Raw genomic sequence first — 24,878 nt, forward strand, 5'->3', positions numbered from 1 at the left:
TGTCCAGGACCCACACGGAACGCACCACTCCGGTTGCCCGCTCGCGCGCCCCGGATCACGCGCGGCTCACCGCATGGGCGTCAACTGCTCCTGTACGACGGGGCCGTAGCGGTCGGCGATGTCGTCGGGGGAGGTCGCGCGCAGGTGGCTGCCGCGGGCGATGCCGTACATCACGCCCAGGCCGAGGAGCGCGGCGACGGCGAGTTCGGCGCGCAGGCCCGCGTCGGGGCCGTCGAGGCGCTCGGCGAGCCGTTCGGTGACCTGGGCGCGGAAGTTGGCGCGCAGGATCTCGCCCTGGTCGCCGTGCAGGGGCGCGAAGGCGATGCGCAGCAGGGGGTCGGCGCCCCGCTCGCGCTGGCTGTGCACGACGTGCCGGACCATGTGCCGGCCGAGGCCCTCCAGGGGGGCGTCGAGAAGGCTCGCCGCGTCGCTCTCGAAGGACATGACGCGGGCGAACAGGGCGTCCTTGTTGCCGAAGTACTTCAGGATCAACGGGGGGCTGACACCGGCGCGTTCCGCGACCGCCTTGAGGGTGATGTCGGCGTGCGCGTGCCGGGCGAGGAGGTACCGGGCCGCCTTCAGGATGGCCGCCTTGGTCGCCTCGGCGTCCCGGCGGGCGGGCGCGGGCGGGGCGGTGCCGGGTGGAGTGCTCACGGCACTCATGCTCCCTCCATCGCCTGGTCGCGCGCGCCCCGGGTGCCGCCGGGGGCGGAGCGGGGATCATCGCCGGGCGCGTCCCCGGGGATCGACAGGGCCGCGGCCGAGGCCGCGAGGGCGACCGCCGCCGCCATCGCGAAGGCCAGCAGATAGCCGTGCAGCGTGGGCATCGGGGCCCCGCCGACCGGGCTGGTGTGGTGCACCAGGACGGCGGCGACGGCCGCGCTGGAGGTGGCCTGGCCGATGGTGCGCATCAGGACGTTGACGCCGCCTGCGGAGGCGGTCTGCCCGGCAGGGACGGCACGCAGGATCAGGGTGGGCAGCGCCGAGTAGGCGAGCGTGGTGCCGGTCGCGACCACCGTGGCCCCGAGGATGATCATCCACAGGTCGCGGCTGTCGGCGATGCGCACCGCGTAGCCGCAGGCGATGACGGCGGCCCCCAGGGCGAGGGTGACGCGTGGTCCGCGGGCCGCCGAGATGCGGGCCGACAGGGGCGAGAAGAGCAGCATGGTGACGCCGCCGGGCAGCAGGCACAGACCGGTGGCGACGATCGACAGCCCGAGCCCGTATCCGGTGGCCTTCGGCGCCTGCACGAGCTGGGCCGTCACCAGGGAGTTGGCATAGAAGGCGAACCCGGTCAGCAGTGCCGCCACATGGGAGAGCCCCACCCGGGGGTGCCACGCCAGCCGCAGGTCGACCAGCGGTTGCCGGGTGCGCAGTTGTTGCCACCACCACAGGGCGAGGACGACGACCGCCGCGAGGAAGAGGCCGAGGATCCGGCCGCTCGCCCACCCCCACTGCCCGCCCTGGGACACCCCCAGCAGCAGGCAGGTCAGTCCGACGGCCAGGCCCAGCGCGCCGAGGGCGTCGAACCGGCCCGGCTCCCGCACCGGGGACTCCCGCACGGCCCACCACACGGCCGTCACGCCCGCCGCGCCGAGCGCGCTGGTCAGCCAGAACATGGTGTGCCAGTCGGCGTACTGCACGACCAGCGCGGCGAGCGGCAGGCCGAGAGCGGCGCCGATGCCGACGGTGGAGCTCATCAGCGCGACCGCCGAGCCCCGCCGCTCGGGCGGCAGTTCGTCCCGCAGGATGCTGATGGACAGCGGTACGACGGCCGCGGCGGCGCCCTGGAGCGCGCGGGCGGCGATGAGGACCCCGATGTCGGAGGAGAGCGCGCACATGACCGAGCCGACGGTCATCAGCGCGAGGGCAGCCATCAGCACCCGCCGTTTGCCGTACATGTCGCCGGCCCGGCCGAGTACCGGCGTGAGGACGGCCCCGGCGAGCAGGGTGGCCGTCACCATCCAGGAGACCGCGCCCGGAGAGGAGCCGGTCAGCCGCGGCAGGTCCGGGAGCAGCGGGACGACCACGGTCTGCATGACGGCCATGAGGATGCCGCCGAAGGCCAGGACCGCGATGGTCGGCCGGCCCCGCTCGGGCTGGACGGATATCGGCGCGGTCTGGTCCATCGACACTCCGTCGGCGGCAGGCATCGGCTGGTGAATATGAATTCACCCTAGCGAGTGAATGGTCATTCACCAAGTCTTTCCTGGTTATTCGCGGGCGCCGCGGCCGAGGTCGCTCCGCTCGCGGGCGCCCGAGGACCGTGCATGCAGGGCCCGCGCGGCCCGCGGCCCGAGCCACCGCTTCAGCCTGCGCAGCGCCTCCAGCTGTCCGCAGGCCTTGTCGAGGCCGTAGTACAGCTGCGGCGGGACGTACGGCAGCAGCGGCGAGTGGCGCTGGCCGAGCAGGGCGAACATCCGGTGCGGGGGCAGCTGGATGTAGCGGGGCAGGTTCTCGTACCACTGGGCGCTGTGGCGGGCCGCGCTCTGCACGGACAGCAGCTCGGACCTGCGTCGGCGCTCGTAGCCGGCCAGGGCCGCCGGGAGGGAACCGGGTGCGCGCAGGGCGTCGGCCAGGGCGATGGCGTCCTCCAGGGCGAGGGTGGTGCCGGCGCCGATGGAGTAGTGGGTGGTGTGGGCGGCGTCGCCGAGCAGGACGAGGTTGTCGCGGTACCAGGTGCGGTTGGTGAGGGTGCGGAAGGTCAGCCACTGGGCGCTGCCGTCGGCCGGGGAGCGGCCGATCAGGGGGTGGCCGTCGAGCACGTCGGCGAAGAGCTTCTCCAGGAGCGCGAGCCCCTCGGCCTCGCCGGCGCGGTCCAGTCCGAGGCCGGCGAAGGTCTCGGGGGCGCACTCGACGACGCAGGTGCTGTGCTCGCCGCTGTAGCCGTAGCCGTAGCACCAGATCCAACCGTGGCCGGTCTCGACGAAGGCGAAGGTGAAGGCGTCGAAGACCTTGGTGGTGCCGAGCCAGATGTAGGGGTTGCGGCCGGAGTCGATCGCCGTGCCGAAGTGGTCGGCGTGCCGGCCGCGCAGCGCGCTGTGCACGCCGTCGGCGGCGACGACGAGGTCGGCGTCGGTGCCGGCCGGCACGGCGGTGATCTCGCTCCCGTACTCCAGCCGTACACCGAGCGAGCGGGCGCGCTCGGCGAGCAGGGCGAGGAGCCGGTGGCGGCCGATGCCGAAGCCCTGGTCGCCGTGGTGCCGGGTCGTCAGGTCCCGTACGTGGGCGACGCCGTCGCTCCAGCGGACGGAGTGCTCCTCGACTGCGCGCGCCGACTCGGGGTCGTGCGTTTCGAGCTTGTCGAGCAGGGTGCGCCAGTACGTCACTCCCCAGCCGTAGGTCGAGCCCTCCGGGTCGCGTTCGTGGACGGTGATGTCGTGGGACGGGTCCTGCCGCTTGAGCAGGATCGAGAGGTAGAGGCCGGCGGGCCCGCCCCCGACGCAGACGACCTTCACGCGCACACCCCTGGAAGTCACTCGGCGAAGTCACTCAACGCAGTGGAACGGTACCGCAGAGTAACAGGGCGAGGGCGGGGCGCCGGGCTTTCGGATCGCGTCAGTTTGACGCGGTGAGCCGCGCCACTCGCCCGGGCGCCGCCCGCGAAAGATCACCGGAAACTACCTCCCGACGGCAAGGAATTCCCCATTCCGGGCACAAAGGTCCTCATCCGCAACAAGATCATCTTTGTTCAACTCTGCATGACATGTTGGCACTTGTCCGGATCATGGCCAACCGCCTCCGGGTGATTTCTCCCGGTCTCGCGCGAGCCGATAGGCATGCGGAGTCACCTCCCGACAAGCGTCCAGGAGATCCCGCATGCCCGAAATCAGCCGTCGCCGCGCGCTCACCGCCGCGGCCGCCCTCACCGTCGCGGCCGGAGCCCAGGCCCTCGCCGTCTCCGCCTCCGCCGCCCCGGCCACCTCGGCCGGGCACGAAGAACACACCGGGCACGACGAGCACACCGGGCACCAGCCCGGCTCCCCCTCGGCCTTCGACGAGGTCTACAAGGGCCGCCGGATACAGGGGCGTCCGACGACCGGTGGCGGTCACCACCACGAGCACGGCGGCGGGTACTCCGTGTTCGTCGACGGGGTGGAGCTGCACGTGATGCGGAACGCCGACGGCAGCTGGATCAGCGTCGTCAGCCACTACGACCCGGTGTCCACCCCGCGCGCCGCCGCCCGTGCCGCGGTGGACGAGCTGCAGGGCGCCGCGCTCCTCCCGTTCCCCGCCAACTGACCGCCCACGCCGAGACATCCGGAGTACCCGCACCATGACCGTACGCAAGAACCAGGCCAGCCTGACCGCCGACGAGAAGCGGCGGTTCGTCGCCGCCCTGCTGGAGCTCAAGCGCAACGGGCGCTACGACGAGTTCGTCAGGACGCACAACGCCTTCATCATGTCCGACACCGACAACAGCGAGCGGACCGGGCACCGTTCGCCGTCCTTCCTGCCCTGGCACCGCAGATTCCTGCTCGACTTCGAGCAGGCGCTGCAGTCGGTGGACGCGTCGGTGGCGCTGCCGTACTGGGACTGGAGCACCGACCGCACCGTGCGCGCCTCGCTCTGGGCGCCGGACTTCCTGGGCGGCACGGGGCGCAGCTCGGACGGCCGGGTGACGGACGGGCCGTTCGCCGGGTCGAGCGGCAACTGGCCGATCAATGTGCGCGTCGACGGCCGTACGTTCCTGCGCCGGTCGCTCGGCACCGCCGTGCGCGAGCTGCCCACCCGCGCCGAGGTCGAGTCGGTGCTGTCGATCGCGACGTACGACATGGCGCCCTGGAACAGCGCCTCGGACGGCTTCCGCAACCACCTGGAGGGCTGGCGCGGGGTCAATCTGCACAACCGGGTCCATGTGTGGGTCGGCGGCCAGATGGCCACCGGTGTCTCCCCCAACGACCCGGTGTTCTGGATGCACCACGCCTACATCGACAAGCTGTGGGCCGAGTGGCAGCGCCGGCACCCGGGGGCCGGCTACGTGCCGGCCGCCGGGACGCCGGACGTGGTGGACCTGAACGAGACGATGAAGCCGTGGAACACCGTGCGTCCGGCGGACCTGCTGGACCACACGTCGTTCTACACCTTCGACGTCTGATCAGGCCTCGGCGGTACGGCACTCCGGGTGGCCCCAGCCCTGCGTGTTCTTGGCGATGGACTCGCCGGCCGCGTAGGAGCGGCCGCACGCGCAGCGGCCGGGGAACTTCGCCTTGATCGTCCGGGCGGAGGAGCCGCCGGCCTGCTTGCGGGGCGCCTTGCGGCGCGGGGCGGCGGACGACGCGGCGCCGGACGACGGCGGCGGCTCCGGCGAGCCGAGGGCGCTGCCCGCGGACTCCTGCGCCGAGGCCGCCTGGCTGGCCGCGCGGTCGGCGAAGTCGTTGAGCGGGTCGCCGTCGACCTGGTGGGCGGCGACGTAGCGGAACTCGACGGAGCGGCCGTCGAGCAGCTCGTCGATGCGCACCACCAGCTCCTGATTGGCGACCGGCTTGCCGGCGGAGGTCTTCCAACCGTTGCGCTTCCAGCCCGGCAGCCAGGTGGTGACCGCCTTCATCGCGTACTGCGAGTCCATCCGGACCTCCAGCGGCACGCCGGGGTCGGTCGCCGCCAACAGGCGCTCCAGCGCCGTCAGTTCGGCGACGTTGTTGGTCGCACGGCCGAGCGGCCCCGCCTCCCAGCGAGCCGGGGTCGCCAAGTCGTCGGACACCACCCAGGCCCAGCCCGCCGGTCCGGGGTTTCCCTTCGAAGCCCCGTCGCACGCGGCCACAACTCGTTCACGCATGGGCACGATCATGCCACGACGCCGCGGACCGGCCGGTCGCCGAGGTCGCGGTGGGACGCCCGGGTCCCGGTCAGACGTCCGTGGTCCGGGGCATGTCCCCTTCCGTGGTCGTGACGTCGATCACCGAGAAGTTGGCGCCCTGTGGATCGCTGAGCGCCGCGAACCGGCCGAAGGGACTGCTCATGGGCCCGAACCGGAGGACGGCACCGAGCTTGGTGGCCTTGGCGACCGCCTCGTCGCAGTCGGCGACGGTGAAGTACACATTGATGTACGAGGGCACCTCGGGCGGGAACTCCTCCGTCATCTTCATCCGGCCGAGGACCGCGTTCTCATCGAGATTGAAGATCCGGAAATCCACCGCGTCGTCCTCGATCTGCTGCGCGGTATAGGGGAAGACGGTGGTGAAGAAGGGGTCCGCCGTCTCGGGCTCACGGGTGAAGACCTCGGCCCAGCAGTAGGCGCCGGGCACCTCCCTGGCCTCGAAGCCCTCGTGGACACCCGCCTGCCACACCCCGAACACGGCTCCGCTGGGCTCACGGGCCAGGCACATCGTGCCGAACTCGCCGACCTGCATCGGCTCCATCAGGATCTCGCCGCCGTTCTCACGGATCCTGGTCGCGGTGGCGGCGGCATCGGGCGAGGCGAAGTAGAGGCACCACTGCGACTGGCCCTCCTGCCCCGGCATGGGCGGGACGACGGCCGCCACCGCATGGCCGTCCACATAGGCCTGGGTGTAATTGCCGTACTCCGACGACGACTCGCCGAAGGTCCATCCGAGGACGTCGCCGTAGAAGCTCTTGGCTCCCTCGACGTCGCTGAACATCGCATCGGCCCAGCAGGGGGTTCCTTCAGGTTGCACGGCCATGGTCGTGGCCCTCTCGGGTGAGACGGACTGTCCGAAACTCACGCTAGCCATCCGCCGGTCGGCCCGCGCGCCGAACCAGTCGGTCTGTTCGACACTGGGAGAGCGGAGACGGCGGCCTTCGGCAGGACGGGGCACGGCATGACGGACCCGATGACGGCGGCGACGATGCGGGCGTGGTCGGTGGACCGCCCCGGACCGGTCGAGGGGGAGCCCCTCCGGTTCGTCGAGCGGCCGGTGCCCGAACCCGCCGACGACGAGCTCCTGGTCCATGTACGCGCCTGCGGGGTGTGCCGGACCGACCTGCATGTCACCGAGGGGGACCTGCCCGTGCGCCGGCCCGGGGTGACACCGGGCCACGAGGTGGTGGGCGTCGTCGCCGGGACCGGGGCCCCGGTCGAGGGCTTCGCGGTGGGCGACCGGGTGGGCGTGGCCTGGCTGCGGCACACCGACGGCGAGTGCGAGTACTGCCTGCGGGGCGCCGAGAACCTGTGCCCGCGGTCGGAGTACACGGGGTGGGACGCGGACGGCGGTTACGCGGAGTACACGACGGTCCCGGCCGACTTCGCCTACCGGCTGCCGGGCGCCCTGGACGACGTGGCGTCGGCGCCGCTGCTGTGCGCCGGGATCATCGGCTACCGCGCGCTGCAGCGCGCCGCGCTGCCGCCGGGCGGCCGCCTCGGCCTGTACGGGTTCGGCGGCAGCGCCCATCTGTGCGCGCAGGTCGCCCTCGCCGAAGGTGCCACGGTGCACGTCCTCACCCGTGGCGCCGACGCCCGGCGGCTGGCCCTCGACCTGGGTGCCGCCTCGGCCCGCGACGCCTACGACCTGCCCCCGGAGCTCCTGGACAGCGCGATCCTGTTCGCCCCGGTCGGCGACCTGGTCCCGGTCGCGCTGCGGGCGCTGGACCGGGGCGGAGTCCTGGCGGTCGCCGGCATCCATCTGACCGACGTACCGACCCTGCACTACGAGACCGACCTGTTCTACGAGAAGGAACTGCGCAGCGTCACTTCCAACACCCGGGCCGACGGGCGCGAGTTCCTGGCGAAGGCCGCGCTGCACGACGTCAGCGCGACGACGCACACGTATCCGCTGTCCCAGGCTCCCCAGGCGCTCAGGGACCTCAAGGCCGGCCGCTTCGACGGGGCGGCGGTGCTGGTGAACGATCTCTCCTGAGGCGAAACCCGAGGCGGCACCGGGTGCCGGGGCGGAACACCGGCGCGTGATCACGCACGCCCGCGCCGCACGCGACAACCGGGATGTTTACACCACCAGATCATGAAACCGCCCCCTTCACGCCGTACCGGGAGATCACTCCCGGCTGTTTCGCTGGTCCGAGCGCACGACCAACTCGCTCACCACCGACCGATCCGGTCACCCCGTTCACCTCCCGGGAGGGAATGTGTCCACACCGGACAGCGCCGCCGGTTCCGCCGTCGACGAACCAGCCCCCGAGCCCGCGTCCGCGGCGCAGCTCACCAGTCTCAGCACCAGGGCCGCACGCCAGCTCGCCACGACCACCAAGTCCGAACCCCAGATGCAGGCCATCACCTCCCGGTGGCTGCTGAAGACCCTGCCGTGGGTGGACGTCAAGGGCGGCGCGTACCGCGTCAACCGGCGCCTCCAGCTGAGCACCGGCCGGGGGCGGGTGCACTTCGAGCACAACGGCGCCGACGACATCCGGGTCATCCCCGAGACGCTGACCGAACTGCCCGTGCTGCGCGGCTACCCCGACACGGAGGTGCTGCGGGAGATCGCCACCCGGTTCCAGCCCCGTCATGTCCGGCCGGGACAGGTCCTGTTCGAGGCCGGACAGCCCGTCACGGAGTCCTACCTCGTCGTCCACGGCCGGTTCACCCGTTATACCGCCGGCAAGTACGGCGAGGAGGAACTCATCGGCGTCGTCACCGACGGCGACCAGATGGGCGACGAGGCGATCGGCCAGTCGGACCCGCTGTGGCTCACCTCGGTCCGGGCCGAGACCTCGGGCGTGGTGCTGGCACTGTCCTGGGCGGTCGTCGAGGAGTTCACGGACCGGGTGCCCTCCCTCGCCGAGCACCTGCGCTCCTATGTGGAGCGGCAGCTCAGGCCGATGAACCGCAAGGGCGAGGCGGAGGTCCCGCTGCAGGCCGGCCACGTCGGCGAGCCGACCCTGCCCGGCGCCTTCGTCGACTACGAACTCGCCCCGCGCGAGTACGAGTTGTCCCTCACCCAGACCGTGCTGCGGGTGCACACCAGGGTCGCCGACCTCTACAACAACCCGATGAACCAGACCGAGCAGCAGATCCGGCTGACCGTGGAGGAGATCCGCGAGCGCCAGGAGTGGGAGCTGGTCAACAACCGGGAGTTCGGGCTGCTGCACAACATCGACTACGGACAGCGCGTCAGCACGTTCACCGGCCCGCCGACCCCGGACGACATGGACGAGCTGATCTCCATGCGCCGCAAGACCAAGGTGCTCCTCGCCCATCCGAAGGCCATCGCGGCGTTCTTCCGGCAGTGCAACAAGCGCGGCCTGGTGCCCGGCACGGCGAACGTCGACGGGCACGAGATCCCCGCCTGGCGCGGAGTCCCGATCTTCCCCTGCGGCAAGATCCCGATCACCGACGAGCACACCAGCAGCATCATCGCGCTGCGCACCGGAGAGGGGGACCAGGGTGTCGTGGGCCTCCACCAGACCGGCATCCCCGAGGAGTACCAACCCGGCCTGAACGTCCGGTTCATGGGCATCGACTCCGCCGCGATCATCAGCTACCTCGTCACCGCCTACTACTCGCTGGCCATCCTGGTCCCGGACGCGGCGGGGATCCTCGAAAACGTCCAGATCGGCCGGACCGCGGACTGACGGCCTGGAGCACACCATGAGCTCACCCACCCACTCCTACACGCTGCCCGGACCGCCGGACATCGCCCGGACCATGCGCCCGGCCCGGCGCACCGGAGTGATCCCCGGACTGCACCACCGGCCGGCCGCGCCCGCCGACCCGGAGAAGGCCGCCGAGATCGACCGCCGCCTGGAGGCCTGGGCCCGTGACCTCGATCTGTTCCCGCAGGCCTGGAAGGGGGACTTCTCCGGCTTCCAGTTCGGCCGGGCCGTCGTGCTCCAGCATCCGAGTGCCCTGGACCTGGACCGCCTGACCGGCGCCGGCAAGCTGCTGCTCGCCGAGAACATCGTCGACTCCTGCTACTGCGAGGAGGACGAGGGCCGGGGCGGATCACGGCGCGGTCTGGGCGGCCCGCTGATCATCGCGCAGTCGGCGCTCGACCCCTTCCACGGCGTCCCGGAGCTGGAGGAACAGTGGCGCGAGGGCCTGCGGGCCGACGGACCGCTGCGCTCGTACCAGTTCGCTCTCGCCGACTACGCCACCTTCGCGACCCCCAGCCAGACCGACCGGTTCGTGCACGACATGGCCCGGCTGCACCTGGGCTACCTGGGCGAGGCCGCCTGGATGGAGACCCGGTACACCCCGCGGGTCTGGGAGTACCTGGTGATGCGGCAGTTCAACAACTTCCGGCCCTGTCTGTCGATCGTCGACGCCGTGGACGGCTACGAACTGCCCGAACAGCTCTACGCCCGCCCGGAGGTCCAGCGGATCACGGCGCTCGCCTGCAACGCCACCACCATCGTCAACGACCTCTACTCCTTCACCAAGGAACTGGCGAGCGACCCGGACCACCTCAACCTGCCGCAGGTCGTGGCCGCCAACGAGCGGTGCGGGCTGAAGGCCGCCTATCTGAGGTCCGTTCAGATCCACAACCGGATCATGGAGGCCTTCGAGGAGGAGTCCGCCGTCCTGTCCGCCACCTCGCCCCTCGTGGAGCGCTATGCCCAAGGGCTCGCCGCCTGGGTGTCCGGCAACCACGAGTGGCACTCCACCAATACCCACCGCTACCACCTCCCCGACTACTGGTGACCCGGGGATCTTCGAAACGCCGTCAGACGCATCACGAGGAGTCACTGTTGACCACCGCACCCGTCGCCCGGACCACGACCGCACCGGTACCGACCCAGTCCACGTACCAGACCCGCGTCGCGGACTACTGGAACGCCGAGGAGAACCCGGTCAACCTCGAACTCGGAAAGATCGACGACCTCTACCACCATCACTACGGCATCGGCGAGGCCGACTGGGCGGTGCTCGACGAACCGGACTCGACCCTGCGCCGGGAGCGGGTCACCGCCGAACTGCACCGGCTCGAACACGCCCAGGCCGAACTCCTCGCCTCCCAGCTCGGCCCACTGGCCCCCGCCGACCGCGTCTTCGACGCCGGCTGCGGGCGCGGCGGCGGCAGCGTGGTGGCGAACCTCCGGTACGGCTGCCACGCCGACGGTGTCACCATCTCCGCCAAGCAGGCCGAGTTCGCCAACGAGACGGCGCGCAGGCGGGGCATCGACGACAAGGTGCGCTACCACCACCGCAACATGCTCGACACCGGCTTCGAGTCCGGCGCGTACGCGGCCTCGTGGAACAACGAGTCCTCCATGTACGTGGAGCTGGACCTGCTGTTCGCCGAGCACGCCCGAGTGCTGCGCCGCGGCGGACGCTACGTGGTGGTCACCGGCTGCTACAACGACACCTACGGACAGGCCTCGCGCGAGGTGTCCCTCATCAACGCCCACTACATCTGCGACATCCATCCGAGGTCGGCCTACTTCCGGGCCATGGCCCGCAACCGTCTGGTGCCGGTCCATGTGCAGGACCTGACCGAGGCGGCGATCCCCTACTGGGAACTACGTCGGCAGGCGGACCACTTGGTGACGGGGATCGAGGACACGTTCCTGTCCGCGTACCGCAACCGCAGCTTCCAGTACCTGATGATCGCGGCCGACCGGGTCTGAGCCCGGCCGGTTCGCCCGGGGGCGGTGTCGCGGGACACCGCCCCCTTCGGCATGCCTCGGAATTCGGTCGACAGCGGGCCCGCCCGGCGCTGGAATGGGCCGGATGTGTGCGGTGAAGATGCGTGAGGACGAGGTCGACATCGATGCCTCGTTGGTCCGGCGGCTGGTCGCCGGGCAGTTCCCGCGATGGGGGTCGTTGCCCGCAAAGCGGCTGAGGTCCGCCGGGACCGAGAACGCGATGTTCCGGCTGGGCGCGGACATGGTCGTACGACTGCCCAGGTATCCGGGGGCCGTCGCGAGCGTGGCGCACGAGCAGCGCTGGCTGCCCCGGCTCTCGCCGCTGCTGCCCGTGCCCACGCCCGAGCCGCTGGGGCGGGGCGGACCCGGCGCGGGCTTCGCCTGGCCCTGGTCCGTCTACCGCTGGCTCGACGGACGCAACCCGGTCGCCGGAGCCGTCGAGCGGCCCGGACCGCTCGCCGAGGACCTCGCCGCGTTCGTCCGAGCGCTGCGCCGGATCGACGCGCACGAGGGACCGCCCGGCCACCGGGGCGTCCCCCTGGTGACCCGGGACACGGCCACCCGCGAGGCCGTCGCGCGGTTGGCGGGCCGGGTGGACACCACGGCGGTCACCGATCGCTGGGCGGAGGCGTTGCGCGCCCCGGAGCACACCGGCCCGCCCGTCTGGGCGCACGGCGACCTGGGCCCCGGGAACGTCCTGGTCGCGGACGGCCGGCTCAGTGCCGTGATCGACTTCGACTGTGTGGGGGTGGGCGATCCGGCCGTCGATCTGATCGTGGCCTGGAACCTGCTGCCCGCGGCCGCCCGGGACACCTTCCGCCGGGCCGTGGGCGCCGACGACGCCGAGTGGGCGCGCGGCCGCGGCTGGGCGCTGTCGATCTCCCTCATCCAGCTGCCGTACTACTGGGAGACCAATCCGGTGCTGGCGGAGAACTCACGGCATGTGATCCGGGAGATCCTCGCGGAATCCGCGTAGGGGCGCGAACCGGCCGGCGCGGGCCGGCTGGCGCGGGCCCCGGCGGATGCTCACTCCCCCGCGTACGCCTTCTCCAGGGCGGCGATGTCGAGCTTGCCCATCGAGAGCATCGCCTTGGTCGCGCGGGTCGCCTTCTCCGGGTCCGGGTCGCTGATCATGCCGTCGAGCCGGTCCGGGACGACCTGCCAGGACACGCCGAACCGGTCCTTGAGCCAGCCGCAGGGCCCGGGCTCACCGCCGTTCTCGGTGAGCTTGGTCCAGTAGAAGTCGATCTCCTCCTGGTTCGCGCAGAAGATCTGGAAGGAGATCGCCTCGTTGAACTTGAACTCCGGGCCGCCGTTGAGCGCGACGAACTTGCTGCCGTTGGCCGTGAACTCGACGGTCATCACGGTGCCGGCGGGACGGGGAGCGCCCTCGGGGTAGCGGGCGACCCTGCCGACGGCGGAGTTCTTGAAGATCGAGACGTAGAAGTGGGCGGCCTCCTCGGCCTGGTCGTCGAACCAGAGGCACGTGGTGAAACCGTCGGTGGCCATGAGCTACCTCCTGGGGCGTGGAACTCGGTCATCAGTGTGGACCGGTACTCGCCCGAGAACTCATCGCTCGGGCGGCCCATTGATCCGGACGGGTCCAAGGAGCGTCGGACTAGCATCCGGATCATGACGTCTTCGCCCGCCGAGAGCATCCGTCCGTTCCGTATCGCGATCCCGCAGACCGACCTCGACGATCTCCACGACCGCCTCGACCGCACCCGTTGGCCGGACCAACTGCCGGGCACGGCCTGGGCGTACGGTGTGCCGGCGGACTACCTGCGCGAACTCGTGGGGTACTGGCGGCACACGTACGACTGGCGGGCGGCGGAGGCGCGGCTCAACAAGTGGCCGCAGTTCATCACCACGATCGACGGGGCCGACGTCCACTTCGCTCACGTCCGCTCCCCGGTGCCGGACGCCACCCCGCTGATCATCACCCATGGCTGGCCGGGCTCGATCGTCGAGTTCCTCGATGTCGTCGGACCGCTCACCGACCCGGCGACACACGGCGGCGACCCGGCCGACGCCTTCCATGTCGTGGTCCCGAGCATCCCGGGCTTCGGACTCTCCGGCCCGACCACTCAGACGGGCTGGGAGGCGGGCCGCATCGCCGACGCGTGGGCGGAGCTCATGCGCCGCCTCGGCTACGAGCGCTTCGGCGCCCAGGGCGGCGACTGGGGCGCCGCGATCTCCCGCGAACTGGGCCGCGCGCACCCCGACCGGGTCATCGGCGTCCACCTCAACCTGCTGCCGGGCGCGCAGGCGGCCACCGAGCCCACGGCCGAGGAACTGGCCGAACTGACCCCCGACGAACGGGAGCGCACGCTCACCTCGTGGCGCCGGTGGGCCGAGTGGTCGCGGGAGGGGACGGGGTACGCCGTCCAGCAGTCGACGCGGCCACAGACCCTCGCGTACGGCCTGACGGACTCCCCCGTCGGCCAGCTCGCCTGGATCGTGGAGAAGTTCCGGGAGTGGACGGACTCCGTGGACCTGCCGGAGGAGGCCGTCGACCGGGACCGGATGCTCACCAACGTGATGCTGTACTGGCTGACCGGGACCGCCGGGTCGTCCGCCCGCGTCTACTACGAGCGGGCGCACGCGAGCGGCCGCGCGGCGGCGCCGGCAGTGCCCTCGCCGACGCCGACCGCGATCGCCCTCTTCCCGGCCGAGATCCAGCTCCCCTTGCGGCACAAGGCGGAGCGCACGGAAAACCTCGTGCGCTGGACGGAGTTCGACCGGGGTGGTCACTTCGCGGCCATGGAGGAGCCGGACCTGCTGGCCGGCGACGTCCGGGCCTTCTTCCGGCAACTGCGCGAGAACCAGGCCCGCTGAGCCCTCAGGCGACCAGGCACAGCCCCCGGTAGGGCGAAGTGGGCGCACGGCGGCCCTTGTCGACCTGCCGGACCAACTCGCCCTGGACCCGGGAGAGCAGATCGCCGAGGCCCAGACCGAGGGCGTGGGCGGCGGCCGCGAGGACCTCCGAGGAGGCCTCCTTGCGGCCGCGCTCGATCTCCGAGAGGTACGGCAGGGAGATCCGGGCCTGTTCGGCGACGTCCCTCAACGTGCGCTCCTGCGCCTGGCGCTCCCGGCGCAGGACGTCACCGACGAGGTCGCGCCACAGGGGCTCCTTGGGCTCGGGGGCGGGTGCTTGCGGGCGGGCGGTCCCCGGGCGCAGGGGAATCACGCGGGCTTCGTTCGGCACGTGGTTGGTCATCTCCTCAGCGTATGAACACCGGGTGCACAGGGAAGGGCGCGCGGTTGCGCCCTCGGTGGAATCGCAGGACGGGCCGGCCACGGCGGGACGGGCCGCCGTCACTGCCCCACCCGGCCGTCGATCCGCTCCCGCAGGAAGTCGGCGTGGCCGTTGTGGCGGGCGTACTCCTCGATCATGTGGACCAGGATCTCGCGCAGGGCCACCGGTTCGTCCCCGTCCGTGCCGGTCACGTCCAGGCTGGACGCCTCGTCGACGAAGCGCTCGGCGAAGGCCACCTCGGCCCGCCAGGACCGCCATGCCTCGGCCACCGCCTCGGGGTCGGGCACGGCGCCGTCGAAGTCGCCGCTGGGGTCCTCGGCGGTGCGGTAGCGGCGGGGTACGTCCTGTCCGGCCATGACCTGCCGGAACCAGTGCCGTTCGACGTCGGCGAGGTGGCGTACGAGGCCCAGCAGCGAGAGGTTGGACGGCGGCACCGAACGGCGGGCCATGGCCTCGGCGTCCAGCCCCGCGCACTTCATCTCCAGGGTCAGCCGCTGATCGCGCAGATAGCCGACGAGCGTGTCGAGTTCCCCCACGAACCCGCCGTCGCTGCGCGGATCGTCCTCGGGGCGGACGAACATGTCCCACCATCCGAAGGACCGGTCGGGCTGCGCGTGTTGCGACTGTGTGATGTCCGTCATAGGGCTGAGCATCGGCGGAGGTCCGCCGCCACCGCCACCCATTTTGCGCCACGCCCGTCCACGGGGCGCATGGGCCGGATCACTCCGGGTACCCGCATCACCAGGCACGCATGGGACGCGGTCTTCCGGGTACCCGCCGCTCGCGAGAACTGGGCAGGGCTCGGGAACACACCAAGCCGAAGAGGCAGACGTCGAAACGTGACTTACGTGGGAGAGGCAATGGAAACCGCCGGGATCCGGTCGGCAGCAGGGGTCGTCGAAACGGGCACCGAGGACAGGACGGGCGAGGGATCACTGCCGGGCATCGAGGACCCGAGCGCGATCGCCCCGCGTGACGCACGAGAGCTGTCACGCGAGTTCTTCCGGCGCCTGACGGTGCTGGAGGAGGGCACGCACGAGTACCAGTACGCGCGCAACACGCTGATCGAGATGAACATGTCGCTGGTGCGGTTCGCGGCCGGCCGGTTCCGCAACCGCGGCGACGACATGGAGGACATCGTCCAGACCGGGATGATCGGTCTGATCAAGGCGATCGACCGGTTCGAGCTGGCGCGCGAGGTGGAGTTCACCTCCTTCGCGCTGCCGTACATCGTCGGCGAGATCAAGCGGTTCTTCCGTGACACCACCTGGGCCGTGCACGTTCCGCGTCGGCTGCAGGAGCTGCGCGTGGAGCTGGCCAAGGCGCGCGAGGAGCTCTCCAGCAGGCTGGACCGTGAGCCGACGGTCGCCGAGCTGGCCACGCTGATGAACATCACCGAGAACGAGGTGGTCGAGGCCCAACTCGCCTCCAACGGCTACAACTCGGCCTCGCTGGACGCCGCGCTCACCGGTGACGGACCCGAGGACGGCGAGTCGGTCCTCGCGGACTTCATCGGCGTGGAGGAGCACGGGCTGCGGCTCGTCGAGGACTTCCAGTCCCTCGCCCCGCTCATGGCCGAACTCAGCGACCGCGACCGGGAGATCATCCATCTGCGGTTCGTGGAGGAGGCCACCCAGGCGGAGATCGGCGAGCGGCTCGGCTGCTCCCAGATGCATGTCTCACGTCTGATCAAGCGGATCATCGCCCGGCTCCGTCAGGGCATGCTGGGCGAACTCGGCTGCGCCTGACCGGCCGGCCGCCGATCGCCGTTCGGCGGTGGGCTGTCGTCGATGCGCGGGCGGTGGTGTGCGCGACTCAGTGAGCGATGCTCACCTGCGCGCACACCCGCTTGCCGACCGGTACGCGTTCGGCGGTCACCCGCGCCGCCAGGGCGTGCACGATCTCCAGTCCGTGCCGGCCGACGCGCTCGGGGTCGCGCGGGAAGCGGCGCGGCAGGGCGGCGCTGCTGTCGTAGACGGACACCATCACCTCGGTGTCGGTGCCCTCCATTTCCAGGATGTAGGGGCCGTTGCTGTGCCGGTCCGCGTTGGTGACCAGCTCGCTGACGACCAGGAGCAGGTCGCCGTCGGTCCGGTCGTCGATGATGGCGCACCATTCGTTCCTGAGCTGGTCGAGGAAGAGCTCGGCGAAGGTCCGTGCCTGGGCGATGCACCCCGGTTCGCCGGTGTAGTGGGCCGCCCGTCGCAGGGGTTCCACGGGCACGTCGAAACCAGTCGGTATCACTGCCTCGTCCGGGTGGTCGGTCATGCGTGTCTCTCTCGGAATCCGGCCTGGCCGGTCACTGCTGCAACAGTGCTCGTACCCCGAGAGGGGCCGTACAGTCCCGGACGCTGTTCGCCCACCGCGCACATCGGACATGTCCGCCGGGCGGCTCGGGTGCCGGGAGGTCCCGCCTAGGACTCCTACTGCTCCTGCTGCTGCTCTTGCTGCTGCTCCTGCTGGGGCCCGGAGGTCTCCTGGGGCCCGGACGTCTCCTGCTGGCCGGACGTCTCCGCCGGCTGCTCCTGCGTGGCCGTTTCGGAGCCGGCCTCGCTGGTGGTTCGGGTCTCGGGCGCCGAGGTCTCCGGGACGGAGGACTCGGGGCCCGATGTCGTCGCCGACTCCGTGGTCGGCTCCTGCGAGGTCGGCTCCTGCGAGGTGGGGGCCTCGGAGGACGGCGACTCGGAGGACGGGGACTCGACCGAGGGGGACTCCGACGACGGGGACTCCGAAGAGGGCGACTCCGACGACGGGGACTCCGAGGACGGGGATTCGGAGGACGGCGACTCCGACGACGGCGACTCCGACGACGGCTTCTTCGACGACGGCGACTCGGAGCCCGGAGACGCGGACGTGCCGGACGAAGACGGCGAAGTGTTCGTGCCCGACGGCGACGTCGAGGTACCCGACGGGGACGACGTGGTCGTCGAGGGCGAGGTCCCCGAGGGCGACGAGGTGGGCGTCGACGGGGACGCGCTGGTCGTCACCGGCACGCACGGGGGCATGGAGCCGCCGGGCGGCCGTGTCTGGCCGGGCTTGCAGGGCGGCGGCGGGATCACCGGGTCGACCCAGTGCGACGGCGGCCTGGAGTACTGGTCCCGGCGACCGTGGTCGCCGCGGTAGCGGTGGAACCACTGGTCATGACGGACGTCGAAGATCACGAAGACCTTGATGACCTGGCGCGCGGGAGCGATGAAGACGACGTTCGAGGGCCGGTACGACGCCCACGTGTCGCCCGTGTGCCGGGGCGTGCCCTTCTGCGCGACCGGCGGGGTCATCGGGTTGCCGCAGGCGCAGCGCATCCGGGGCACGCCGTGGCTGTCGACCAGGACGGCGGTGCCCGCCTGCAGGACGGACTGGTAGTCGGTGGCGCCCCCGTCGCGGTAGCCGTGGTTGGTGACGCGGGTGTCCGCGCGCAGCTGCACGGGGGTGAGGGAGCGGAGGTAGCTGGGGACGGAGCCCGGCTGGACGCCGGCGACCGAGGCGAAGGCCTTGTTCCGGGACGGGGCGGCCCCCAAGTACTTGATCTGCTTCTCGACGTCACAGGGGGACGACTTCTGAACGCCGCTGTACAGGCCGGGCGACCCGCCGTCCACGCCGCGCACCGCGGTGACCGGCCCGGACTCGTTGCCGGGGGCGGTGCCCGAGGCGGTGGAGGTGCCCCGGCCGGTGGCGGTCCCCCGGCCGGTGGGCGTGCCCGGGCCGGTGGGCGTGCCCTGGCCCGTGGCCGTACCCGTGCCCTGGCCCGTACCCGGGGCCGTTCCCTGCTCCCTGGAGGGCGGCGGAACGGAGCTGTTCGTCGCCGACGACGGCGTGAACGGGTCGGGCCCGGTCTTGTTCGCCGCCTGGAGGAAGACCTCGCCGCCCTTGTTCGAGCCGCCGCCCCCGTTGGTGAGGACGACAGCCACGATCACGGCGACCACGACGGCGGTGGTGAGCACCGCGATCCGCGGTGCGGAGCGCCACCAGGGCAGGTGCGGTTCCGGCGTCCCGCCGCCACCGCCCCCCGCGGGTGGGCGAGGGGGCGGTCCTGCGGGCGGCTGGGAGGGGCCCGACAGGGGGCCGGAGGGCGGTCCCGTGGGGCGGCCTGAGGACGGAGGTTCGCTCACGAGCTCATCTCCCGAACGTGACGGGCGGCACCGGCGGCGCTTTTCAGTCGAATTCACTCGAATGCCGGTTTTGCCACAACTAGCCCATTGTGTGCTCCAGGGGCGCGCTGCCCGCAAGCGGACGCGGACGGACCACCCGACGGGCGCCCGGCCCGGCCGCTGCTTAGCGTGACAGGGTGAGCCGCCGAACCGCCGCCGACCAGGCAGTTGCCCACCAGGACTGGGCGCAGGCCGGGGTCGCGGTGCTGGCCGGGCTCGCCGCCATGGTCGTGGTCGCCGCGCTGGGGCTGTGGGCGGCGGGTGCCACGGACCTCCCGGACAGCGCGTTCCCGCGGATCGTGCTGGCGACCGTGGCCTCGGCCGTCGGCGGCACCGTACGGCTCTCGGGCAACGCCGGAGCCCTCGCCCGGACGGAGGCGGGGCTGACCGTGGTCCCGCTGTCGGTCACCCTGACCGGAGCCCTCGTCCTCGCCGCGGGTTTCCTGCGGCCGCTGCGGCACCGGGCGGTGACCGGAGTCCGGGAACTGGCCGGCTGGGCCGCCCGGATCGCGGTGCTGTGGCTGGTCGTGCTGATCGCCCTGGCCCTGACGGCTCGTCAGACCTTTGCCGTCGACGTCGACAACGACACGCTCGCCGAGATCGGTCAACTGCTCGACGCCGTACCGAGGGTGGGGTTCACCACGGACGTGCCGCTGACGGTGCTGTTCGGGCTGCTGTGGTTGGCGGGCGTCCTGGTGCTGGCCCTGCTGGTGTCGCGCGGGGCGCCGCTGCCGGGGCGGCTGCTGCGCTTCCAGGAGTCGGTGCGTCCGGCGGCGTACGCCATGGTCGTGCTGCTGCTCGTGTCCGTCGCCCTGACCGGCGTCATCGCCCTGGTGGTGGCGGTCACCCACGGGCACCTGGCGCGGACCCTCGCGCTGATCCTGCTGGGGTTGCCGAACCTCGCCTGGCCCGCGCTCACCGTCGGCATGGGCGCCACCTGGCACGGCCGGGTGGAGGGCCCGTTCGGACTGCCGGTGCCGCGCCTCCTGGACGAGGTGCTGCGCACCCCGGACGTCTCCACGGTGAACCTGCACACGCTCACCGAGCGCGACGCCTCGGCGTGGTGGCTCCTGGTGGCGGCCGCGGTGCTCGTGCCAAGCGCCGCCTTCCTGATGGCGGCGCGTTCACCGGCCCGGGTGCCCGTGTGGCGGCACGCGCTGCACCTGGCCGTGGCCCTCGTGCTGGCCGTGCTCATGATCTGCCTGGTGGGCCGGGTCTCCGCGCACTACGGCCTGTCGCTGCTCGGCATCAGCGACCTGGGCGGCGGGCTGTCGGGGGAGCTGTTCCTGCGGCCCGAGTGGTGGTCGGCGCTCGGTCTTGCCGCGCTGTGGGGGCTGGTCGCCGGCTTCCTGGGCGGTCTCCTGGCGCGGCCGGTGCACCGCCGTGGCGAGGTGGGGGCCCGGCCCGGGCCGGATCAGGGCTGACGGCTCCGGAACACCGGCTCCGCCCACCGCGGGGGCGGTGTCGGCGACGGCGTCGGCCGGTGCGGTGTCGGCGTCGTGGTGCCGGTCTCCGGGAGGTCCGGCTCCGTCGTCGGCGGCCGGTCGGCGACCGTGCCGCTGCGCCCGGCCGCGCGCAGGGCGGCGACGAAGGCGAGGCAGGAGTCGTACCGGGCCTCGGGGCTCTTGGCCAGGGCCCGGGCGAACACGCCGTCGACGGCGCGGGGCAGGTCGGGGCGGCCCTCGGTGAGCGGGGGCGGCTCGTCGTACTGGTGGGCCCACAGCAGGGCCATGTCGTCGTCCCGCTGGAAGGGGGGATGGCCGGCGAGGGTCTCGTGGACGACGCAGGCGAGGCCGTAGACGTCGCAGCGGCCGTCGACCGGGCGGCCCGAGATCTGCTCCGGGGCCACGTAGTCCAGCGTGCCGACGAACTGTCCCACGGTCGTGAAGCCGGTCAGCGACAGCGACTTCTTCGTCAGCCCGAAGTCGGTGAGGTAGACGTGCTCGGGGTGGTCGCTGTCGGTGCCCTCGGCGACCAGGATGTTGCCGGGCTTGACGTCCCGGTGGACCAGCCCGTGCTCGTGGGCGGCGTCGAGCGCCGAGGCCACCTGCCCGGCGATCCGGACCGCGACGTCGAACGGCAGCGGGCCCTCCCGGTCCAGGAGATGGCGCAGATCGCGGCCGGCGACGAAGCGCATGGCGATGTAGAGCACGCCGTCCGTCTCGCCCGCCTCGAAGACCGGCACGATGTGCGGATGGTCGATCGCGGCGGCCACCCGGGACTCGTGGGTGAACCGCTTGCGGAACGTGTCGTTGCGGGCGAGTTCCGGGGCGAGCAGCTTGAGCGCGACCGTACGGTCCAGTCGCAGGTCGTGGGCCCGGTAGACGACGGCCATGCCGCCGCGCCCGATCGCGCTCTCGATGCGGTAGCCCGCGACCTGCTGTCCGATCAGCTCGGAGGGCCGACCGGAGAAGAGACTCGTCCGGCCCGCCATCACGGCTCACCGTCGGAGGGCACCACACGGGTCGGCGCGTGACCGGGGCCGGGAACGTCGGCGCGGGGCGCCACCCGGTCCGAGGCGTAGGTGTTCAGCCGCCTCCCGTCGCCGTACATCCACCGGCCCTCCCCGGGGTCGTACACCCACACCGACTCCCCGTCGACCACCACCCCGATCCGCAGCCCCTGCGTACGGGCGCGGAACGACTCGCCGTCGAGGGCGCCCTGGACGAGCTCCTCCACGGCGGCCCGGTACTCGTCCAGGGCCTGTTCCGCCTGGGCCAGCAGCGGGCGCGGGTCGGCGGCCTCGCCGAGCGGGCCGTCCCCGGTGGGCGGGTCCTGGGGTACGGCGACCAGGTAGCGGCCGTCGACCCAGGCGGACCAGCCGTTGGCGCACCGGATCCGGCCCCAGTCGCCGAGCCGCTCCAGGAGCTCCACCGGGAGCAGCGCGTCCAGGGGCACGGTGGGCCGTGCGGGGTCCGGGGCCTCCCAGGCGGGCAGCCCGGACGGGGGGACGACGTGGGTGGGCCGGAAGCCGGGGCTCGTCATCGCACCGCCTACTTCCGCATCACGGCGGGCTCGTACAGGCGCAGCAGCCGGGCGACCGCCATGCCGTAGACCGTCGACAGCACCACAAGCATGGACATGTTGACCACCCACACCTCGGTCAGGTGCCGGAACAGCGGGTCGGCGGTCAGTCTGCCGGGCACGATCCGGGCCAGGCCGACGGTGCCCGCCATGGCGCCGAGCGCCCACCGCGAGGGCACCAACCAGGACAGCTGCTCCAGTCCGGGCACGCCGTGCAGCCGCAGCAGGGCCCCGCAGAAGACGACCTGGACGATGGAGATCAGCACCAGCAGCGGCATCGTCACGTCCTCCTTGCGCACCAGCGCCGACACGACCAGGCCGAGCATCATCGCCGTGAAGGACAGCAGGGCGGTGGCGAGGGTGATTTCGGCAAGGGGCGGCATCACCACGCCCTCGCCGCCCGGTGCGTTGAGGTTGACGCCCAGCAGTGCGACCAGGGTGAGCACGACGGCCTGGACGACGGTGATCGCGCCCAGCACGAGGATCTTCGACATCAGGTACGCCGATCTGGACAGGCCGAAGGCCCGTTCGCGCTGGTAGATCACGCGTTCCTTGACGAGTTCGCGCACGGCGTTGGCCGCGCCGGTGAACACGCCGCCGACACACAGGATGAGCAGGGTGTTCAGCGCGGTCTCCGCGGTCAGTTTCCCGCCCGCCAGGGCCCGGCCCATGGCGCCCATCACGAACGGCAGCGCGATCATGGTGACGAGGAAGACGCGGTCGGCGGCGAGCGCGGCCGTGTAGCGCCGCACCAGGGTGCCGAGCTGGGCGCCCCAGCTGCGCGGGCGGGGCGGCGGGGCCACGGTCAACGGGGCCGAGCGGGGCTGGTGGGGCTGCGCGGTCGCCTCGGCGACGTAGTGCCGGTGGAACGGCGAGTCCCGGTACTCCCCCGCCCAGTCCCGGTCGCGGTCCCGTTCGAAGGCCTCGAAGGCCTCCGGCCACTGTTCGAAGCCGAAGAAGGCGAGGGCGTCGTCCGGCTGCCCGTAGTACGCGACCTTGCCGCCCGGCGCGAGCACCAGGAGCCGGTCGCACACGTCGAGGCTGAGGACGCTGTGGGTGACGACGATGACCGTGCGGCCGTCGTCCGCGAGGCCGCGCAGCATCTGCATCACGGACCGGTCCATGCCGGGGTCGAGTCCGGAGGTCGGTTCGTCGAGGAAGAGCAGTGACGGCTTGGTGAGCAGTTCCAGGGCCACGCTGACCCGCTTGCGCTGGCCGCCCGACAGGCTGTGCACGGCCTGTCCGGCGCGCTGTTCCAGGCCCAGCTCCAAGATCACCTCGTCGACCCGCGCCTGGCGCTCCTCCCGCGCGGTGTCCTGCGGGAAGCGCAGTTCGGCGGCGTAGGACAGGGCGGCGCGCACGGTCAGCTGGGCGTGCAGGATGTCGTCCTGCGGGACCAGGCCGATGCGCTGGCGCAGTTCGGCGTAGTCGCGGTACAGGTCGCGGCCGTCGTACAGGACCGTGCCCCGGTCGGCGGGGCGCTGCCCGGTCAGGGCGTTGAGCAGGGTGGACTTGCCCGCCCCGCTCGGTCCGACGACCGCGAGCAGGCACTTCTCCCCGACCGGGAAGGAGACGTCGTCGAGGAGGATCTTGCTGCCACGGTCGACGGCGACGGTGAGGTCCTGGACGTCGAGGGAGATCTCACCGGTGTCGACGTACTCCTGCAACACGTCGCCGACCAGGCAGAACGAGGAGTGGCCGATGCCGATGATGTCGCCGGGGCCGATCGAGGCGTGGGTGACGGGGCGGCCGTTGAGGAAGGTGCCGTTGTGGCTGCCGAGGTCGACGATCTCGTAGGTGCCGTCCTCGTGCGAGCGCAGTTCGGCGTGCCGGCGGGAGACGGACAGGTCGTCGACGACGAGGTCGTTGTCGGGGGCCCGGCCCAGGCGCAGGGTGCGGGCGGGCAGCTCCCGCACATGGGCCGGCTGGCGAAAGGTGCTGGTCAGGGCAGGCATCGAGACGGCCGACGGGCGGTCCGCGGTGGGCGCGGCACGGCCGAGCAGGATCGCGCGGGGACCGTCGGCGGGGTTGCCGAAGCGGATCACGCTGCCCGGTCCGACGCCGCGCGCGTGGATGCGGCGGCCGTCCGCGTAGGTGCCGTTGGTGCTGTCCTCGTCCTCCAGCGTCCAGTGACCGTCATCGGTCCGCAGCACCGCGTGGTGCCAGGAGACCCGGGCATCGTCGAGGACGATCTCGCACAACGGGTCGCGACCGACGTGGTAGTCCCGGCCCGGGGACATCACCGTGGAGCCCGTGTCGGTCTCCAGCACGAGTTCGGGTGCAGTCGGGGCGACCGGACGCTCCGCCATGGCCAGAATTGTACCGATTCGCTCACATGTGCGCCCGGTCGGCGTGGGCCGCGGCGGCCCCGGCCCAGGCTCTTCGGTCGGCCGCTGTCGCGGGTCAGGCGACGGGGACGACGAGCGCCGGGATGGTGCGCTGCATGCGCAGGGCGTCGATGGACTCGGCGAGAAGCTCGTACTCGGTGGTGTCGTCGTGGGCGGCGATCCGCACCAGCCGTCCGCCGGCCAACTCGTCGGCCACGAGCTCCTGTTGGAACGCGTCGGAGCACCAGGCGCGCAGTACTCCGGGCACGTCGGTCACGGTGTCCGCCACCGGGACGAGCGAGCCGTGCGGGAAGCGCGGGTTCTCGGGGAGCGGATCGAGCCGCTCGGCGATCCACAGGGCCCGGTCCCGCAGCCACCACAGCGCCAGCGCCAGGGTGGGCGCGCGGTAGGTGCCGAGCGGTACGCCGATACGCCGTCCGCCGCACGTGCCGTACGCGGTGACATGGCACAGGAATTCGTCGTGCACGATCACTCCCCCGTCGCGTTGCCCGTTTGCCGACCCGGCCTCGCTTTCCGTGCGGCTCGTATGCGGTGAAGTGCCCCTGGCGTTTGAGTATCTTCACTCTTGAATCACTGTCACCATGACTTTCCGGCCAGTCT

The 24,878-nt window shown here is 71.9% G+C and carries 23 protein-coding genes and 1 pseudogene; 10 read left to right on the top strand and 14 right to left on the bottom strand.

The features are described 5' to 3' along the window. Positions 1-66: 66 nt before the first annotated feature. The 3 genes from ACWGKT_RS22865 to ACWGKT_RS22875 all read right to left on the bottom strand — a co-directional run bounded on the left by ACWGKT_RS22865 (position 67) and on the right by ACWGKT_RS22875 (position 3,464). Positions 67-663 carry a TetR/AcrR family transcriptional regulator gene (locus ACWGKT_RS22865; RefSeq protein WP_453275134.1) on the bottom strand — a complete coding sequence of 199 codons (597 nt, stop codon included), beginning with the start codon at positions 661-663 and terminating at the stop codon, positions 67-69. After that, on the bottom strand, positions 660-2,129 hold the full coding sequence (locus tag ACWGKT_RS22870) for an MDR family MFS transporter (RefSeq protein WP_453275135.1): 1,470 nt from the start codon (positions 2,127-2,129) through the stop codon (positions 660-662). The genes ACWGKT_RS22865 and ACWGKT_RS22870 overlap by 4 nt, the downstream gene beginning before the upstream one ends. Positions 2,130-2,213: 84 nt before the next feature. Continuing rightward, positions 2,214-3,464 (bottom strand): FAD-dependent monooxygenase, encoded by a 1,251-nt coding sequence (locus ACWGKT_RS22875; protein WP_453275181.1) that lies wholly within the window; start codon positions 3,462-3,464, stop codon positions 2,214-2,216. A gap of 355 nt (positions 3,465-3,819) precedes the next feature. On the opposite strand from ACWGKT_RS22875, the gene melC1 reads away from it, so the two are divergent. Together melC1 and melC2 are read left to right on the top strand one after the other, a co-directional pair. Further along, the gene (gene melC1 / locus ACWGKT_RS22880) at positions 3,820-4,242 is read left to right on the top strand and encodes an apotyrosinase chaperone MelC1 (RefSeq protein ID WP_453275136.1); all 423 of its coding nucleotides are present in this window, start codon (positions 3,820-3,822) and stop codon (positions 4,240-4,242) included. A 34-nt stretch (positions 4,243-4,276) separates the two neighbouring features. Then, complete coding sequence (melC2, locus tag ACWGKT_RS22885; protein ID WP_356149821.1) at positions 4,277-5,098, top strand: tyrosinase MelC2; 822 nt, start codon at positions 4,277-4,279, stop codon at positions 5,096-5,098. Here the strand turns inward: melC2 and ACWGKT_RS22890 are convergent, their stop codons facing one another. Together ACWGKT_RS22890 and ACWGKT_RS22895 are read right to left on the bottom strand one after the other, a co-directional pair. Then, positions 5,099-5,791, bottom strand: a complete 693-nt coding sequence (locus ACWGKT_RS22890) for a ribonuclease H family protein (RefSeq protein ID WP_453275137.1) — start codon at positions 5,789-5,791, stop codon at positions 5,099-5,101. It lies immediately after the preceding gene. A 58-nt stretch (positions 5,792-5,849) separates the two neighbouring features. Next, positions 5,850-6,644 (bottom strand): VOC family protein, encoded by a 795-nt coding sequence (locus ACWGKT_RS22895; protein WP_356149817.1) that lies wholly within the window; start codon positions 6,642-6,644, stop codon positions 5,850-5,852. 165 nt (positions 6,645-6,809) lie between these two features. On the opposite strand from ACWGKT_RS22895, the gene ACWGKT_RS22900 reads away from it, so the two are divergent. The 5 genes from ACWGKT_RS22900 (at position 6,810) to ACWGKT_RS22920 (ending at position 12,475) form a co-directional block, all read left to right on the top strand. Beyond that, entirely contained in the window at positions 6,810-7,817 is a 1,008-nt protein-coding gene (locus tag ACWGKT_RS22900) for a zinc-binding alcohol dehydrogenase family protein (protein ID WP_453275182.1), read from the top strand. Positions 7,818-8,043: 226 nt separating this feature from the next. Beyond that, complete coding sequence (locus ACWGKT_RS22905) at positions 8,044-9,486, top strand: family 2B encapsulin nanocompartment shell protein (protein WP_453275138.1); 1,443 nt, start codon at positions 8,044-8,046, stop codon at positions 9,484-9,486. A gap of 16 nt (positions 9,487-9,502) precedes the next feature. After that, a complete protein-coding gene (locus ACWGKT_RS22910; RefSeq protein ID WP_356149813.1) occupies positions 9,503-10,555 on the top strand; it encodes a family 2 encapsulin nanocompartment cargo protein terpene cyclase in 1,053 nt (350 codons plus the stop codon). A gap of 47 nt (positions 10,556-10,602) precedes the next feature. Next, on the top strand, positions 10,603-11,481 hold the full coding sequence (locus tag ACWGKT_RS22915; protein ID WP_356149812.1) for a geranyl diphosphate 2-C-methyltransferase: 879 nt from the start codon (positions 10,603-10,605) through the stop codon (positions 11,479-11,481). Between the two features lie 103 nt (positions 11,482-11,584). Continuing rightward, the gene (locus tag ACWGKT_RS22920; RefSeq protein ID WP_453275139.1) at positions 11,585-12,475 is read left to right on the top strand and encodes an aminoglycoside phosphotransferase family protein; all 891 of its coding nucleotides are present in this window, start codon (positions 11,585-11,587) and stop codon (positions 12,473-12,475) included. A 50-nt stretch (positions 12,476-12,525) separates the two neighbouring features. On the opposite strand, the gene ACWGKT_RS22925 is transcribed toward ACWGKT_RS22920, so the two are convergent. Then, entirely contained in the window at positions 12,526-13,008 is a 483-nt protein-coding gene (locus ACWGKT_RS22925; protein ID WP_235459773.1) for a VOC family protein, read from the bottom strand. Between the two features lie 123 nt (positions 13,009-13,131). Here ACWGKT_RS22925 and ACWGKT_RS22930 point away from each other — a divergent pair, with 123 nt between their 5' ends. After that, a complete protein-coding gene (locus tag ACWGKT_RS22930) occupies positions 13,132-14,337 on the top strand; it encodes an epoxide hydrolase family protein (RefSeq protein ID WP_453275140.1) in 1,206 nt (401 codons plus the stop codon). A 4-nt stretch (positions 14,338-14,341) separates the two neighbouring features. Here the strand turns inward: ACWGKT_RS22930 and ACWGKT_RS22935 are convergent, their stop codons facing one another. Both ACWGKT_RS22935 and ACWGKT_RS22940 read right to left on the bottom strand, forming a co-directional pair. Next, positions 14,342-14,719, bottom strand: a complete 378-nt coding sequence (locus ACWGKT_RS22935) for a helix-turn-helix domain-containing protein (RefSeq protein ID WP_453275141.1) — start codon at positions 14,717-14,719, stop codon at positions 14,342-14,344. A 98-nt stretch (positions 14,720-14,817) separates the two neighbouring features. After that, the gene (locus ACWGKT_RS22940; protein ID WP_453275142.1) at positions 14,818-15,399 is read right to left on the bottom strand and encodes a DinB family protein; all 582 of its coding nucleotides are present in this window, start codon (positions 15,397-15,399) and stop codon (positions 14,818-14,820) included. 219 nt (positions 15,400-15,618) lie between these two features. Here ACWGKT_RS22940 and ACWGKT_RS22945 point away from each other — a divergent pair, with 219 nt between their 5' ends. Beyond that, positions 15,619-16,506 carry an RNA polymerase sigma factor SigF gene (locus tag ACWGKT_RS22945; protein ID WP_356149802.1) on the top strand — a complete coding sequence of 296 codons (888 nt, stop codon included), beginning with the start codon at positions 15,619-15,621 and terminating at the stop codon, positions 16,504-16,506. A gap of 67 nt (positions 16,507-16,573) precedes the next feature. On the opposite strand, the gene ACWGKT_RS22950 is transcribed toward ACWGKT_RS22945, so the two are convergent. Continuing rightward, positions 16,574-17,026 carry an ATP-binding protein gene (locus tag ACWGKT_RS22950; RefSeq protein WP_356149800.1) on the bottom strand — a complete coding sequence of 151 codons (453 nt, stop codon included), beginning with the start codon at positions 17,024-17,026 and terminating at the stop codon, positions 16,574-16,576. Positions 17,027-17,457: 431 nt separating this feature from the next. Then, a pseudogene (locus ACWGKT_RS22955) lies at positions 17,458-18,867 on the bottom strand (DUF6777 domain-containing protein); the annotation flags it as partial. Positions 18,868-19,043: 176 nt separating this feature from the next. Here ACWGKT_RS22955 and ACWGKT_RS22960 point away from each other — a divergent pair. Then, positions 19,044-20,330 (top strand): streptophobe family protein, encoded by a 1,287-nt coding sequence (locus ACWGKT_RS22960; RefSeq protein ID WP_453275143.1) that lies wholly within the window; start codon positions 19,044-19,046, stop codon positions 20,328-20,330. Here ACWGKT_RS22960 and ACWGKT_RS22965 read toward each other — a convergent pair. The 4 genes from ACWGKT_RS22965 to ACWGKT_RS22980 form a co-directional block, all read right to left on the bottom strand. Next, the gene (locus tag ACWGKT_RS22965; protein WP_453275144.1) at positions 20,321-21,340 is read right to left on the bottom strand and encodes a serine/threonine-protein kinase; all 1,020 of its coding nucleotides are present in this window, start codon (positions 21,338-21,340) and stop codon (positions 20,321-20,323) included. The genes ACWGKT_RS22960 and ACWGKT_RS22965 overlap by 10 nt on opposite strands. Then, the gene (locus ACWGKT_RS22970; RefSeq protein WP_356149794.1) at positions 21,340-21,891 is read right to left on the bottom strand and encodes an SH3 domain-containing protein; all 552 of its coding nucleotides are present in this window, start codon (positions 21,889-21,891) and stop codon (positions 21,340-21,342) included. The genes ACWGKT_RS22965 and ACWGKT_RS22970 overlap by 1 nt, the downstream gene beginning before the upstream one ends. Positions 21,892-21,899: 8 nt before the next feature. Beyond that, a complete protein-coding gene (locus ACWGKT_RS22975; RefSeq protein ID WP_453275145.1) occupies positions 21,900-24,239 on the bottom strand; it encodes an FHA domain-containing protein in 2,340 nt (779 codons plus the stop codon). 94 nt (positions 24,240-24,333) lie between these two features. After that, positions 24,334-24,744, bottom strand: a complete 411-nt coding sequence (locus ACWGKT_RS22980) for a hypothetical protein (protein WP_453275146.1) — start codon at positions 24,742-24,744, stop codon at positions 24,334-24,336. Positions 24,745-24,878: the final 134 nt, after the last annotated feature.

The organism is Streptomyces sp. NPDC054794, assembly GCF_053611585.1.